At 70.9% G+C, this 13,571-nt stretch carries 10 protein-coding genes and 1 pseudogene; 4 read left to right on the forward strand and 7 right to left on the reverse strand.

Features of this window, described 5'->3' with window-relative positions; all coding sequences use genetic code 11:
• Both D7X55_RS23830 and D7X55_RS23835 read right to left on the reverse strand, forming a co-directional pair.
• Positions 1–1,015, reverse strand: a pseudogene (locus tag D7X55_RS23830) (hypothetical protein); the annotation flags it as partial.
• Positions 1,016–1,153: 138 nt separating this feature from the next.
• On the reverse strand, positions 1,154–1,876 hold the full coding sequence (locus D7X55_RS23835) for a 1-acyl-sn-glycerol-3-phosphate acyltransferase (protein ID WP_120546530.1): 723 nt from the start codon (positions 1,874–1,876) through the stop codon (positions 1,154–1,156).
• A 190-nt stretch (positions 1,877–2,066) separates the two neighbouring features.
• Here D7X55_RS23835 and zwf point away from each other — a divergent pair, with 190 nt between their 5' ends.
• From zwf to gndA, 3 genes are read left to right on the forward strand one after another with little or no spacing between them, the layout of a single operon-like run.
• Positions 2,067–3,608, forward strand: a complete 1,542-nt coding sequence (gene zwf / locus D7X55_RS23840) for a glucose-6-phosphate dehydrogenase (protein ID WP_120546531.1) — start codon at positions 2,067–2,069, stop codon at positions 3,606–3,608.
• Positions 3,605–4,270 (forward strand): 6-phosphogluconolactonase, encoded by a 666-nt coding sequence (pgl, locus tag D7X55_RS23845; RefSeq protein ID WP_121724280.1) that lies wholly within the window; start codon positions 3,605–3,607, stop codon positions 4,268–4,270. Before zwf ends, pgl begins: the two co-directional genes overlap by 4 nt.
• 25 nt (positions 4,271–4,295) lie before the next feature.
• Positions 4,296–5,723, forward strand: coding sequence for an NADP-dependent phosphogluconate dehydrogenase (gene gndA, locus D7X55_RS23850; protein ID WP_121724281.1), 1,428 nt, complete (start codon positions 4,296–4,298; stop codon positions 5,721–5,723).
• Between the two features lie 21 nt (positions 5,724–5,744).
• On the opposite strand, the gene D7X55_RS23855 is transcribed toward gndA, so the two are convergent.
• The 4 genes from D7X55_RS23855 to D7X55_RS43495 all read right to left on the reverse strand — a co-directional run bounded on the left by D7X55_RS23855 (position 5,745) and on the right by D7X55_RS43495 (position 9,211).
• On the reverse strand, positions 5,745–7,382 hold the full coding sequence (locus tag D7X55_RS23855) for an acyl-CoA synthetase (protein WP_121724282.1): 1,638 nt from the start codon (positions 7,380–7,382) through the stop codon (positions 5,745–5,747).
• A gap of 131 nt (positions 7,383–7,513) precedes the next feature.
• The gene (locus tag D7X55_RS23860) at positions 7,514–8,371 is read right to left on the reverse strand and encodes a zf-HC2 domain-containing protein (protein WP_120546535.1); all 858 of its coding nucleotides are present in this window, start codon (positions 8,369–8,371) and stop codon (positions 7,514–7,516) included.
• A complete protein-coding gene (locus D7X55_RS23865) occupies positions 8,368–8,925 on the reverse strand; it encodes an RNA polymerase sigma factor (protein ID WP_120546536.1) in 558 nt (185 codons plus the stop codon). Before D7X55_RS23865 ends, D7X55_RS23860 begins: the two co-directional genes overlap by 4 nt.
• 112 nt (positions 8,926–9,037) lie before the next feature.
• Positions 9,038–9,211, reverse strand: a complete 174-nt coding sequence (locus tag D7X55_RS43495) for a hypothetical protein (RefSeq protein ID WP_158626412.1) — start codon at positions 9,209–9,211, stop codon at positions 9,038–9,040.
• Between the two features lie 145 nt (positions 9,212–9,356).
• On the opposite strand from D7X55_RS43495, the gene D7X55_RS23870 reads away from it, so the two are divergent.
• Positions 9,357–10,364, forward strand: a complete 1,008-nt coding sequence (locus D7X55_RS23870; RefSeq protein WP_121724283.1) for a cupin-like domain-containing protein — start codon at positions 9,357–9,359, stop codon at positions 10,362–10,364.
• Positions 10,365–10,377: 13 nt separating this feature from the next.
• Here the strand turns inward: D7X55_RS23870 and D7X55_RS23875 are convergent, their stop codons facing one another.
• Positions 10,378–13,131, reverse strand: a complete 2,754-nt coding sequence (locus D7X55_RS23875) for a CHAT domain-containing protein (protein ID WP_121724284.1) — start codon at positions 13,129–13,131, stop codon at positions 10,378–10,380.
• Positions 13,132–13,571: the final 440 nt, after the last annotated feature.

Below are 13,571 nucleotides of genomic sequence, written 5' to 3' on the forward strand. Positions count from 1 at the left end.
GCCCCAGCAGGCCCAGCCCCACCCACGCCGCTGGAGCCACCCCGGTGGCCGCGCAGTCACAGCTCCAGGGGTCGATGATGTCGTCGCCCTCATCCCCGAAACTGACGGACCCCGCATCCACCGCCGTTCCCGCATCGGGTTCGGGGCAGGCGATGCACACGGTGACGGTCTCGCCCATGGCTTCGCGTCCCAACGAGTCCGTCACGACGACATCGAGGAAGTGGGGCCCCGGCTCGAGCCCCGAGATGTCCCAGCGGCCGGGAGCGCCCCCCACGGAGTAGGTGGGCCCCGGGCCCTCGCGTGTCTCCAGCAACAGCCAATCCACCCGGAAATCCACGCGCGCGCAGCCCACGTCGTCGACGCACTCGCAGGAGAAGTCGGCCAGGGGCCCTGACAGCCGTTCGTCCTGGAGCGGGGCGATGATGCGGGCCACAGGGGGCTGGTCCTCCCCCACGACGAGCCGGAAGGACAGCTCCGCATCGGGTTGCAGCCCATTGCTCGCCACCACCACCACGTCCACCTCTCCCGTCTCCGTCGGTATCCACGTGAGGTTGCCCAGCGCATCCAGGCCCATCCCCGAAGGCGCGGTGCGCAGGGCATACGTCGGCGCGGGCCGTCCCCGCGCGTGCACGCCGAGCAGATAGGGGAAGTACGTCACGGTCCGGGTGACAGGCACGGTGGTGAAGACCGGAGCCAGGGGGTCCTGATCCGCTTCCGTCACGACGAGGGTGACCGGCTCCAGGCCCGGCGCGGACACCGTGAAGGTGGCCGTGCCGTCCTCGTTGTCCGCATCCTTCGCGGCCGCCAGCACCACCTGCTGGGGAATGTGCCGGGTGGCTGCTTCGAACGTGAGCGACGCACCTTCCCGCACCGTGAGGTCCCCGTCGCCGTCCGTCCGCGCCACCGTGACGGGGATTGGCGCATCCGGGTCGCCGGACAATGGGTAGCCGTACACCGCTACGTCGAAGGACGCCGTGCCCCCTTCCACCACCGTCACCGCCGACACGTACAGCATCAGGTGCAGGGGTTCAGGGACTCCCGCCTCCGGCCTGGGGGTGGGAAGGGCAGCAGACCCTGCCCACGCGGTGGAAGACAGACAGACCCCGAGCCAGCACAGGAGCAGGTGGCGCATGCCCCGGACGCTACCCTGTCCTCACCCCACCCGCGCGAGCGCGTCCACGAACTGTTCGCGCACGCGCGTGGCCAGCGCCGCGGAGTCCGGCCCGAAGGTCTCCGGCGGCAGCGCCGGCATCACCCGCACCGTGACGTTCGCGCGAAAGCTCATCCACGGTCCGTCCCCGTCCACCAGCTCGCGCGTGCCGCGCACCAGCACCGGCACCACCGGCACGTGCTCCTCCAGCGCCAGCTGGAACGCGCCGCGCTTGAAGGGCAGCACCTCTCCGGACGAATACGTGCCCTCCGGGAAGATGAGCACCGGGATGCCCTTGCGGAGCCACTTGCGGCACGGCCCCAAGAGCTGCTCCATGGACGTGGAGCTGCCGCGCACGATGGGCACGTAGCCCAGGAGCGTCATCATCCAGCCCACCAGCGGCGTGCGGAACAGCGACGCCTTCGCCACGAACTTGTACGGCGTGAACAGCCCCATCACCGCCAGGATGTCCGCGAACGACTGGTGATTGACGACGTAGACGCACGGCCCTCTGGGCAACAGCTCCCGCCCCTCCACGCGCACGCGCCACCCGGGGGACGCGTGCAGCCACAGCCCGTAGCACCACCGGCACACCAGCACGTGCAGCCACTGGCGGTCGGGATCCAACGGATACGCCACCACGAACAACACCGCGCCCAACGTGAAGAGGAGGGGCGCGGTGACGAGGAACAGCGCGAAGAACCACAGCGAGACGACGTAGCGCATGCGTGAGGTCCGCCAGGATTACCACGTTCCCGCGCCGCCCTCTCATGCCCGGCCGCCCTCCGGAGGAGCCGGGGCTCCCGGAACGCCGGGGCAGGCAAGACGTCAGGCCCGCATCATTCTCCTGCAATGCGCTTGCAGGGCCGCCAGATTAGCGCCTTAAGGTGCCAGGCGTACCCGGAGGGAGAACCGCATGGACGCGCAGGGAGTGCACATCGAAACCCATCCCCGTGAGGGCGAACCGGTGTTCAGCGCGGGGCGGCCGGACCCCTGCACCCTGGTCCTCTTCGGCGCCACGGGCGACCTGGCCGAACGCAAACTATTCCCCGCCCTCTTCGAGCTCGCCCGCGCTGGCCTGCTCCCCGAGAACTTCGCCATCGTCGCCTACAGCCGCTCCAAGCTGGAGGACGGCCCCTTCCGCGAGCACGTGAAGGAGGGCCTGAAGAAGTTCGCCCGCACGCAGCCCCTGGATGAAGCCGCGGTGAAGCGCTTCACGGAGACCATCGAGACCGCCTCCGGCGGCTACGACGATCCGGAGGCCTTCAAGCTCCTGGGCCAGAAGCTCCAGGACCTCTCGAAGCGCCGCAAGACGGACGGCAACCAGCTCTATTACATGGCCACGCCGGCCTCCACGTTCCCGCAGATCATCCAGAGCCTCTCCGGCGCGGGCCTCCTCAAGCGTGAGGAGCAGCCCGGCCAGAAGCCCTGGCACCGGCTCATCATCGAGAAGCCCTTCGGTCACGACCTGGAGAGCGCGAAGGCCCTCAACAAGACGCTGGGCTCGGCGCTGGATGAGAAGCAGATCTTCCGCATCGACCATTACCTGGGCAAGGAGACGGTGCAGAACATCCTGGTGTTCCGCTTCGCCAACGCCATCTTCGAGCCGCTGTGGAACCGCCAGCACATCGACCACGTCGAAATCACCGCGGCGGAGGCCATTGGCGTGGAGGGCCGCGGCGGCTTCTACGACGAGACGGGCGTCATCCGGGACATGGTGCAGAACCACCTGCTCCAGGTGCTGGCCCTGTGCGCCATGGAGCCCCCGGTGTCCTTCGCCGCGGAGGACATCCGCGATGAGAAGAACAAGGTCTTCCGCGCGCTGCGCCCCGTGGAGGGCGGCGACGTGCCCCAGCACGTGGTGGTGGGTCAGTACGAGGGCTACCAGGACGAGAAGGGCGTGACGAAGGGCTCGCGCACGCCCACGTACGTGGCCATGAAGATGAACATCGACTCGTGGCGCTGGCAGGGCGTGCCCTTCTACCTGCGCGCGGGCAAAAATTTGAAGAAGCGCCTGACGGAGGTGTCCATCCACTTCAAGACGGTGCCCCTGGGCCTGTTCAGCGGCGGCGGCGCCACCTGCCAGCGGCTGCAGCCCAACGTGCTCACGCTGCGCATCCAGCCGCACGAAGGCATCGCGCTGTCCTTCGAGTCCAAGATCCCCGGCGAGGACGTCAACATCGGCGGCGTCACCATGGACATGGACTACGCGGAGAGCTTCAAGAAGCCCGTGCCGGAGGCGTACGAGCGGCTCTTGCTGGACTGCATGCGCGGCAACGCCACCCTCTTCGCGCGCCAGGACAGCGTGGAGCAGGCCTGGGGCTACATCACGCCCATCCTGAAGGCGCTGGAGACGGACGAAGGCGGCCCCGTCCACACCTACGCCAGGGGCAGCAAGGGCCCCGACGCCGCGGACGCGCTGCCCGCGAAGAACGGCCGGCGGTGGTCCACGCTATGAGCCAGCCCCTCGTCGTTCCCTCGGACCGTCTGGCCCGCGAGGCCGCGGACTGGATGGCGCGCGAGCTGGAAAAGGCGCTCGCGACGAAGGCCCGCGTGAGCCTGGCCCTGTCGGGCGGCAACACGCCCAAGCCCGCGTACCGGATGCTCGCGGACCACCAGCTCCCCTGGGAGCGCGTGGACGTGTACTTCGTGGACGAGCGCTTCGTGCCGCCGGACCACAAGGACAGCAACTACCTGCTGGTGAAGCAGTCGCTGATTGAGCCCCTGAAGCTGCCGGACGCGCAGGTGTTCCGCATGCAGGGCGAGCGCACGGACCGCGACGCCGCCGCGCGCGACTACGAGAAGACGCTGCCCGCCCAGCTGGACGTGGTGCTCATTGGCGTGGGCGAGGACGGCCACACCGCGAGCCTCATGCCCGGCCACCCTGCCTTGCAGGAGCGCACGCGGCGGGTGCTGGCGGTGGAGCAGAGCGCGAAGCCGCCGCCGTGGCGGATGACGCTGACCTTCCCCGTGCTCCAGGGCGCGGGGGCGGTGCTGGGGCTGGTGGCCGGCGAGGGCAAGCGGGACGCCATGCGGCGCATCCTCGCGGGCGATATGTCCCTGCCCGCGTCGCACGTGACGAACACGCAGTGGATGTTGGACCCCTCCGCCCACGGGTGAGGCGGATCCTCTGGAGGGAACGACGATGAGCGAACAGACGAAGCCAGCGCAGTTCGGCGTGGCCGGCATGGGCGTGATGGGCGCGAGCCTGGCCCTCAACATCGCGGACCACGGTTTCCGCGTCGCCGTGTGGGACCGCCACCCGGAGAAGCTCCAGCAGGTCCAGCAGGAGAACCCGAAGCAGGCCCTGCAGGGCTTCGCGGAGCTGGAGAAGTTCGTCGCCGGCCTGGAGCGCCCGCGCCGCATCCTCCTGATGATCACCGCCGGCGCCGCCGTGGACGAGATGATGGGCCGGCTGTTCCCGCTGCTGTCGCCCGGCGACGTCATCATGGACGCGGGCAACTCCTGGTACCTGGACACGCGCCGCCGCGAGGCCCTGTGCAAGGAGAAGGGCTTCCACTTCCTGGGCATCGGCGTGTCCGGCGGTGAGGAGGGCGCGCGCAACGGCCCGTCCATCATGCCCGGCGGCCCCAAGGACGCGTACGCGCTGGTGCAGCCCGTGCTGGAGGCCATCGCCGCGCGCAGCGAAGAGGGCCTGTGCGTCACCCACGTGGGCCCGGAGGGCGCGGGCCACTTCGTGAAGATGGTGCACAACGGCATCGAGTACGCCGACATGCAGCTGCTCGCGGAGACGTACGACGTGCTGCGCCGCGGCCTGGGCCTGGACACCGCGCAGCTGGGCGACCTGTTCAGCAAGTGGAACGAGGGCATCGCCGAGTCCTTCCTCCTGGAGACCACCATCAAGGTGCTGCGCAAGCGCGACCCGGAGACGGGCAAGCCGCTGGTGGACCTGGTGCTGGACAAGGCCGGCCAGAAGGGCACGGGCAAGTGGACGGTGCAGGTGGCGCTGGACCTGGGCGTGCCGGTGCCCTCCATCGCGTCCGCGCTGGACGCGCGCAACCTGTCCTCGCGCAAGGACGAGCGCGTGGCCGCGGGCAAGAAGCTCCACGGCCCCGACATCTCCCTGTCTTCCGACGAGAAGAAGGAGCTGGCCTGGTGGGCGCACGACGCGCTCTACGCGGCGCGCGTGGTGACGTACGCGCAGGGCATGCGGCTCATCCAGGCGGCGTCGGACGAGAACAAGTGGGGCGTGTCGCTGGCGGAGATGGCGCGCATCTGGCGGGGCGGCTGCATCATCCGCGCGAAGCTGCTCACCCCGCTGCGCGAGTCCTTCCAGCAGCAGCCCAACCTGCCCAACCTGATGGTGTCCGAGGCCTTCGCGCCCGTGCTGGACAAGATGGCCCCGGCGTGGCGCAAGTTCGTGGGCGTCGCGACGAAGGCGGGCATCCCGGTGCCCGTGTTCAGCAGCAGCCTGGCGTACCTGGACAGCTACCGCAGCCCGGAGCTGCCGCAGAACCTCACCCAGGCCCAGCGCGACGCGTTCGGCGCGCACACGTACCAGCGCCGGGACAAGCCCGACGCCGGCTTCGTGCACTCGGACTGGCTGAAGTAGTCCCCTGCCCCTGCGCGCCGCCTATTTCTTCTGGGTGGCGCGCAGCTCGGCGCGGCGGATCTTCCCGCTCACCGTCTTGGGCAGCTCCGTGACGAACTCAATCTCGCGCGGGTACTTGTAGGGCGCCGTGGTCTTCTTCACGAAGTCCTGCAGCTCCTGCGCGAGCTGGGGTGACGGCGAGTGCCCCGGCGTCAGCAGCACGTACGCCTTGATGCGCTGGCCAAGCTTGTCGTCCGGCACGCCGATGACGGCGGACTCGGCCACCGCCGGGTGCTCAATCAGCGCGGACTCCACCTCGAAGGGGCCCACGCGGTAGCCGGACGTCTTGATGACGTCGTCCGAGCGCCCCACGAACCACAGGTAGCCCTCCGCGTCGCGCACCGCGCGGTCGCCGGTGACGTACCAGTCTCCCCGGCTGCTGGCGGCGTTGGCCGCGTCGTCGTTGAGGTAGCCCGCGAACAGCCCCACCGGCCGCTCCGGCTTCACGCGCACGGCGATGTCGCCCTCCTGCCCGTCCGCGACTTCATTGCCGTGCGCGTCGATGACGGCCACGTTGAAGCCCGGGGACGGCTTGCCCATGGAGCCCACGCGCGGCTCCATCCCGGGGAAGATGCCGACGATGACCACCGTCTCCGTCTGGCCGTAGCCCTCGCGGATGTGCAGCCCGGTGGCCTCCTTCCACGTCTGGATGACCTCCGGGTTGAGCGGCTCGCCCGCGCTCAGGGAGTGGCGCAGCGCGGACAGGTCCACCGCCTTCAAATCCTGGAGCACCAGCGCGCGCCACGCGGTGGGCGGCGCGCAGAAGGTCGTCACCCGCTCCCGCTCCAGCACCTTCAGGAAGGCCACGGGGTCGAACCGGCTGCGGAAGTCATGGACGACATTGCACGCGCCCACGCTCCACGGACCAAAGAGCTTGCCCCACGCGCACTTCGCCCAGCCGGTGTCGCTGAGCGTGAGGTGCCGGTCCTCCGGCTTCAGGTCCAACCAGTAGCGGCCGGTGATGAGGTGCCCCTGGCCGTAGCTGGACTGGGTGTGCAGCACCATCTTCGGCATGCCCGTGGTGCCGGACGTGAAGTAGATGAGCAGCGGATCATCCGAGCGCGTCGGCGGGAACGCCGTCGCCTGGGATTCCGGCAGCGCCTCCGACACGTAGCGCGTCCACGGAGAAGGCGCGTCTCCGGTGGACACCCACGTCGTCACTCCGGGGGCCTGGTCCAGGACGCCCTCGAAGCGGTCCAGGCAGCTGCCGTCGGTGAGGACGGCCTTCGCTCCGGCCACCTCCAGCCGGTAGCGGATGTCCTTGGCGGTGAGCATGGGCGTGCCGGGCATGAAGACGATGCCCGCGCGGATGCAGCCCAGCACCAGGAACCACCACTCCGGCACGCGCGGCATCAGGATGAAGACCCGGTCGCCGCGCTTCAGGCCCAGCCCGGTGAGGAAGCGCGCCGCGTGCAGCGAGCGCTCCTTCAACTCCTGGAAGCTGAAGCGCTGCGAGCGCCCGGATTCGTCCGACCACTGGAGCGCGGGGGCCTGGGGCCGCTCGGCCGCGTGCCGGTCGATGACGTCCGTGGCGAAGTTGAAGTGCGCAGGCCGCTCCCACCGGAAGTCACGGCGGATGGACGCGTAGTCGGCGGAGGCGTTGGACGGGGACTCGGGCATGCGCGGCTCCTGGAGTGTTCCGACAACCCCAGCAGCCTGTCACGTCATCCCGAGCGGCGAGGCTCACCCCCGCGCGCAAGCGCCCGATGGTGGACGCTCAAACGCGCGGGGAAAATCCAGGTGCTCCTTGTTCAGCGGGCGGCGGGGCGCAGCTCCCCCGCCAGCTTGCGCGCTTCGTCGCTCCAGCCCGGCTCGCCCAGCGCGGCCACCTGCTCGAAGTCGCGCGCGGCGGACTCCTTCTGGCCCAGCTCACGCAGCGCGATGGCGCGGTTCCACAGCGCCTGGGGGTTGCGCGGATCCGTGCGCAGCACCGGGTCCAGCAGGTTCAGCGCGTCCTGGTAGCGGCTGTCCTGCAGCGCCACCACCGACAGGTCGATGTCGCGCGCCAGCGACGCGGGCTCGCGCGCCAGCACCGCCTGCGCCTGCTGCCACTGGCCGTGCAGCACGTAGGCCGCGACGATGCCGCGGAAGTCCTTGCGCTCCTCCATCCGCGCCAGCGGACGCAGGGGCAGCGTCACCTTGCCCGCCTCCGCCGGGTCCGCGAGCTCCGCGCCCCCGTGCCTGGGGCCACGCATGGGGCTGTAGGGACGGTGCTTGTCCGCGCGCGGATCCGACAGGCGCGCCTCCAGGCGGCGCGCGTCCTGGTTCTCCAGGAAGACGACCGCCGGCACGTCCGCGTCCGAGGGCATCATGCGCGGCACGAAGACGGCGCACAGGCTGGCGGCCATGGCCAGCGGGGCCACCACGCGAGCGTTGCGGCGCACCCACGAGGAGAGCGCCACCACGTTGTTGCCCTCCGGCTTCGCGGCCGGCGCCTCCACCGCGCCGGTGCTCAGCGCCCGCGCCGCCAGCAGCTCCAGCTGGAGCAGGTCTCTCAGGCCGCCCTCGCAGGCGGCACAGCGCGGCAGGTGGTTGCGGAAGCCTTCGGCGTCGGACTCGGACAGCTCGCCGTCCATGAAGAGGTGCAACCGGGTGCAATGGGCGTTCATGACTGGGCTCCCCGCTCACGAGCCACCGCGACGCTCGGAAGCAGCAATTCCCTCAGGTCCCGGCGCGCCAGCGTCAGCCAGCTGCCCACGGTTCCCACGGGAACGTTGAAATGTTCAGCGATGGCCTGATAGCGGCGGCCTTCCGCGTGAAGCTTGTAGGCGTCCCTCAGGTGCGGCTTGAGCTGCTCGATGGCCGCCTGGAACGCATCGTTGCCCACCAGCTCCCAGTTCTCCCGGTCGCCGTCGCCCGTCACCGGCAGGTCCTGCACCAGCGCCAGGTGCGGCAGCCCCCGGCTCTCCGTGCGCTGCCGGCGGCAGTGGTCCAGGAACCGGTTGGTCATGGTCGTGCACAGCCACGCCGCGCACGCCGCTTCCGTCCGGTCCTTCAGGTGGCCGTATTCCGGCAACGCCCGCTCGAAGGCCTCCTGGACCAGGTCTTCCGGGTCCAGGGCGCCGCGAGCGCACAACCGCCGCGCCACCGCCAGCAGGCTGGGCCGGTGTCGCTGGATGAACGCCTCAAAGTGGCGCTTTTCCCGGTTGAAGAGATTGGCCATGACCCAAGGCCCCGAGGTGACTGGTGGGCTTTCCTGACTAAAGACGCCGAGCGGTTCGTTTCTTGAGAGAAAAATGCCCGGAAGGGAGGACAAGCCTGCCCAGCAGGGCAGGTCAGCGCCCCCCGTCCGCCCCCTCCACCAGGGGGGGCACCGACGGCGGCGGCAGCGGGCGGCGCCGGCGCAGGCCACGCTCGTTGCAGGTGGGGTACGAGTTCTTCACGTGCGGGGCGCTGATGTCCGGCTCGAAGGCACCGGGGGAAGCGGACGACACGTCTCCGGAGGTCATGGGATCTTTTCTCCTGCTACGAGGGGAGTCCTGCGTAAACCGAGGCTGGGTGATTTGCGACTGTGGGGCCGTCCATAGCATGGGCGGCCCTCCCGGCAGCAGGGGCCCCCCGGCCACTGCCCCCAAGGATTTCAAGGAGTTCCGAATGAACGGTGACGAGTCCCCGCTGCGACCGGAGTGGCGGCAGTGGCTGGCGGAGAACCTGGCCCTGGGGGTGACGGAGGAGGACGTACAGCAGGTGCTGGTGTCGTCGGGTGTGGCACCAGAGGTCGCCCGGGCGGAGGTGGCGGCGGCGGTGGCCCACCCGTACTTCCGGGCGTGCCGGCAGGTGGCCCGGCACTTCGGCTGGATGGAGTCGCTGATGGACGTCTACAGCGCGCTGCGGGCCCAGGACGGGGGCCGCACGCTGGAGGTGCGCCAGGGGGTGACACCGGAGGAGTTCTTCCAGCGCTACTACTTCGGCCACCGGCCGGTGGTGCTGCGCGGGATGATGGCGGACTGGCCGGCGCTCCAGCGCTGGTCGCTGTCGTACTTCCGCGAGCGGCTGGGGAGCGTGGAGGTGGAGGTGATGACGGGCCGCGACGCGGATCCGGAGCACGCGGCCTTCCAGGACCGGCACCGCGCGCGGATGCCCTTCGCCGACTTCCTCGGCCTGCTGGAGTCCGGGACGCGGACCAACGACTACTACATGGTGCCGCGCAACGAGAACTGGCGCGAGGGCGGGCTGTCGCCGCTGCGCGAGGACCTGCGCGCCCCGGCGGGCATCATCGAACCGGACCTGCGCCAGGACATGCTGACGCTGCTGCTGGGGCCCGCGGGCACCGTCACCCCGCTGCACCACGACAACATGAACATCCTGTTGGGGCAGGTGATGGGCCGCAAGCACGTGCGGCTGGTGCCGTCCTTCGAGCGCCACCGCGTGTACCCGCACCGGGGCACCTTCAGCCACGTGGACGCGGCCGCGCCGGATTTGAGCCTGCATCCGCTCTACGGCGAGGCCACGGTGCTGGAGGCGGTGCTGGAGCCGGGGGACATGGTGTTCCTGCCCGTGGGCTGGTGGCACTGGGTGAAGGCGCTGGACGTGAGCGCCAGCGTCACCTTCCATCACTTCCGTGTTCCCGGCGGCAACACGCACCTGGAGCCCCCCCTCTAACCTTCGCGCCGCGTCACTCGGCGTTTTCAACCAGCAGCACGGAGCGCGTCCACCCGGCGCGGGCGTCGCGGGACAGCCACGCCTGACGCTCGTCGCGCAGCGCGATGGCGGCAGGGGTGCCAGCGTGGATGCGCCGGCGCACGCCGTCAAAGAAGCGGCCCGCTGCGTCCGGGATGTCCACGGTGGAGGCCAGCACCGCGCGCGCGCCTGAATCAATGAAGGCGGCGGGCAGGCTGAAGGGCTCCGTGCTCTGCAGGGCCGTGGTGCGGCCCGCGCTGCACGCGGCCAGGAACACGGTGGGCGCGCCGGTGAGCCGGTGCTCGCGCACCACGTCCGCGGTGAGCGCGTAGCGGCCATTGACCTCCGGGGACAGCACCACCAGCGACGCGCCGGAGATGGTGGGGTCGGTGATGCCGTGGGCGTGAATCTCAATCTCCGTGGCGTCCGCCATGCGCGCCAGCACGCGCGAGGGCGTGGCGTCCGAACCGGACAGCACGTCCGGAGGCGCGCTGCCCGGCTCCGCGTCCGGCGTCCACGAGGGCAGCCGGGGCAATTGCAGCAGCGACGGCGTCTCCACCCCGGCCACCACCAGGCGGCGCGGGGTAGCGTCCGCCGGGCGCGGACCGCTGACGCGGCCCAGCCGGAAGCTCCACGCCAGCTCCGAGGGCAACAGGTCCGTGCGTCCGAAGACGGGGGCCCACGCGAGCACGTCCACGCGCTCACAGCTGGCGAGCGTCTGGCGCAGGGCGTCCGGCACCAGCCGGGACGAGTCCGCGTGGGAGAAGGGCACCTTGCGCGAGGCATCGTAGTGGCCCTTCACCTCGCCCTTGGGTCCCAGCGCGACCAGCACGGTGCGCTCCGCGTGGACGCTGGCGGCCAGCGCGCACCGGCCAGGCACGGGCGTGCCCAGCTGCGCGGCCATCAGCGTCACCACCTTGGGGAACTCACCCGCGCGGCCCGCGTCCGTCGCCAGCGACGAATAGGCCAGCGCCCACGCCTCGCGCGCCAGCGCGTCCCCGCGGGGCAGCGCATCCGCCCGGGCGATGGTGTCGCGCAGGAACGCCTCGCCCTGGCTCCGGTCCTGCTCCAGGAAGAAGCGGCCCTCCAGATAGCGTTCGTAGACCTGGTCGCTCTTCGTGACGGCCGGGCTCGCCAGCATCTTGCCGGAGATGGTCCGCATCCACGCGGCGTCCTGCGCGCCGGGGCCCATGCGCGCCAGCTCCGCGAGCGTCGCGCCGAACATCGGCTCCATGGGGTTGTCCGGGCAGGCGGCGGCCAGGTCCAGCTCGCGCCGGGCGGCCTCCGGCCGCAGGTCCTGGTAGTACAGGTGCGCCAGCTGCACGTGGGGCCAGGAGCAGCTGACGGACGCCCCTCGGACCATCCACTCCTCCAGGTACGCGCGGGCGCTGCCCAGGTCGTTGCGGGAGCGCGCCACGTGGCTGAGGATCTCCAGGGCGTTGAGCTCCAGGTCCCACTCGCGCAGCTGGCGGGCGCCCGCCCACAACTGCCGGGCGTGCTGCTCCGCCTCGGAGACACGCTGCATGTCCCCGTAGAACATGGCCAGCCGCCGCTCCAGCTCCAGGCACCGCACCGACACCGTCGTCTCGCGGCAGCGCTTGAGCGCGCCGAAGTAGCGCTGCTCGGCCTTCCACCACGTGCCCGCCAAAATCTCCTTGCGCGCCTGGTCCCGCTCCGCGACGTCCGCGAACCAGGGGTCGTTCATCCGCTGGATGCGCGCGAGCGTGTCCTGGAGGTCGCGAGCGGCGTTGCTGCGGGTGCGCAGCAGGGTGCCCAGGTAGATGTCGTCGTCGCCGGACAGCCGGGCCTTGTCGAGGAGCGCCTCCGCGCGGGCTTCGTGGCCCGCCCGCAGGGATTCGGCGTACTGCTGCGCCAGCGCGCTCCGGCGGGAGAAGTCGCGCTTCGCCACGCGCTGCACGTAGTCCGTGAGCACGCTGCCGCCGTGCACCCGGTCCAGCTCCTTCGCCAGCGGCAGCAGCGCTTGCGCGCGCTCCTTCGACGCCGCGGCGCGCACCACGTCATAGAAGACGCCGCGCACGGTGCCGGGCATCTGCCGGGCCGCGTCCATGGGCAGCGGGGCCTTGGGGTCCGCCATCAGGGCCAGCGTCGCGTCGCGCGCGGCCTTCCACTGACGCTGGCGCTCCAGCGTGGCCTCGCGCAGGGCCAGCGCCTGGGCGTGGGCCTCACGTCCCCAGCCCTGCTCGTTGCGCCGGGCCACCTCTTCGAAGAGTTCCGACGCGCGCAGCGTCAGCCCCATCTCCCGGAACACCAGCGCGCGGTTCCACAGCGCCTGCGCCAGGCCGGGCTTCGCGGCGAGCGCGCCGTCCAACAGGCGCAGCGCGCGCTCATGATCCCCCCGGGCGAGCGCCACCGCGGCCAGGTCGCAGTCGCGCTCCGGCGAGGCGGGCGTGCGCTCCAGGAAGGAGGCCGCCTGGCTCCACTCGCCCTCCAGGGCATACGCCGCCGCGATGCCGCCCCAGTCCTGCTGGGCCTCCATGCGGGCGAGCGGTCCCAGCGGCATCGGCTCGGCGGGCACCGGGCAGCCACCCGCGGGCGCGCGCGAGCGGTAGCGGTCCGCTTCCGGGTGCGTGAGGCGCGCTTCGATGCGCGAGGCAGCCCGGCGCTCTGTCCAGAAGGTGTCAGACCCCGGAGGCGGCTGCGCCGGGGGCTTCAGGGCCGCGACACCGGCCGCCATGAGCGGGATGGCCAGCGCCAGCGCCCAGAGACTCTTCTTCGCCGGCTTCACCATGCGGTCCCCTCGGGCGTCTCCCCCCTGCCGCCCTTCCGGGACGTTCTACACCAACCTCCGACGGACGCCGACCCGGCCCCGCCCCTTGCCTCCAGGCGTCTCATGACGCGGTGGGCAGCGGGGCGGTAGGAGAACAGGCGCATCGGACGTTTTAGGCGAGACACGTCCAGATAGACGGCCTGCTCCGCCGATCTTGAAAAAAGGCCCCACTTCCCACGTCCGATGCAGGGAGCGGACGGGACGCCAGGACGTCAGGCTGTCGGGGGGATGACGGCTGGGGGCTCGGCTGCACGGCTGCCTTCGCCAGATGCTTTGAGCGCCCGCATCCGCCCGGAATCACGCGCTTCGGCATGTCTGGGGAAGTAGCAGGCAGCAGGGCCCTGTCCCCCTCATCGCCCACCAGACGTGCTGGCGGGCGCGCGAACGGCGGGGGGTTGGCA

It is taken from the genome of Corallococcus sp. AB049A, from assembly GCF_003668885.1.
Classification (GTDB): Bacteria; Myxococcota; Myxococcia; order Myxococcales; family Myxococcaceae; genus Corallococcus; species Corallococcus interemptor.

Coding starts and splice junctions, on each gene's coding strand:
- gndA (WP_121724281.1), top strand. CDS start 4,296: ATGAGCGAACAGACGAAGCCAGCGCAGTTCGGCGTGGCCGGCATGGGC.
- D7X55_RS23875 (WP_121724284.1), bottom strand. CDS start 13,131: ATGGTGAAGCCGGCGAAGAAGAGTCTCTGGGCGCTGGCGCTGGCCATC.
- D7X55_RS23870 (WP_121724283.1), top strand. CDS start 9,357: ATGAACGGTGACGAGTCCCCGCTGCGACCGGAGTGGCGGCAGTGGCTG.
- D7X55_RS23865 (WP_120546536.1), bottom strand. CDS start 8,925: ATGGCCAATCTCTTCAACCGGGAAAAGCGCCACTTTGAGGCGTTCATC.
- D7X55_RS43495 (WP_158626412.1), bottom strand. CDS start 9,211: ATGACCTCCGGAGACGTGTCGTCCGCTTCCCCCGGTGCCTTCGAGCCG.
- pgl (WP_121724280.1), top strand. CDS start 3,605: ATGAGCCAGCCCCTCGTCGTTCCCTCGGACCGTCTGGCCCGCGAGGCC.
- D7X55_RS23860 (WP_120546535.1), bottom strand. CDS start 8,371: ATGAACGCCCATTGCACCCGGTTGCACCTCTTCATGGACGGCGAGCTG.
- D7X55_RS23835 (WP_120546530.1), bottom strand. CDS start 1,876: ATGCGCTACGTCGTCTCGCTGTGGTTCTTCGCGCTGTTCCTCGTCACC.
- zwf (WP_120546531.1), top strand. CDS start 2,067: ATGGACGCGCAGGGAGTGCACATCGAAACCCATCCCCGTGAGGGCGAA.
- D7X55_RS23855 (WP_121724282.1), bottom strand. CDS start 7,382: ATGCCCGAGTCCCCGTCCAACGCCTCCGCCGACTACGCGTCCATCCGC.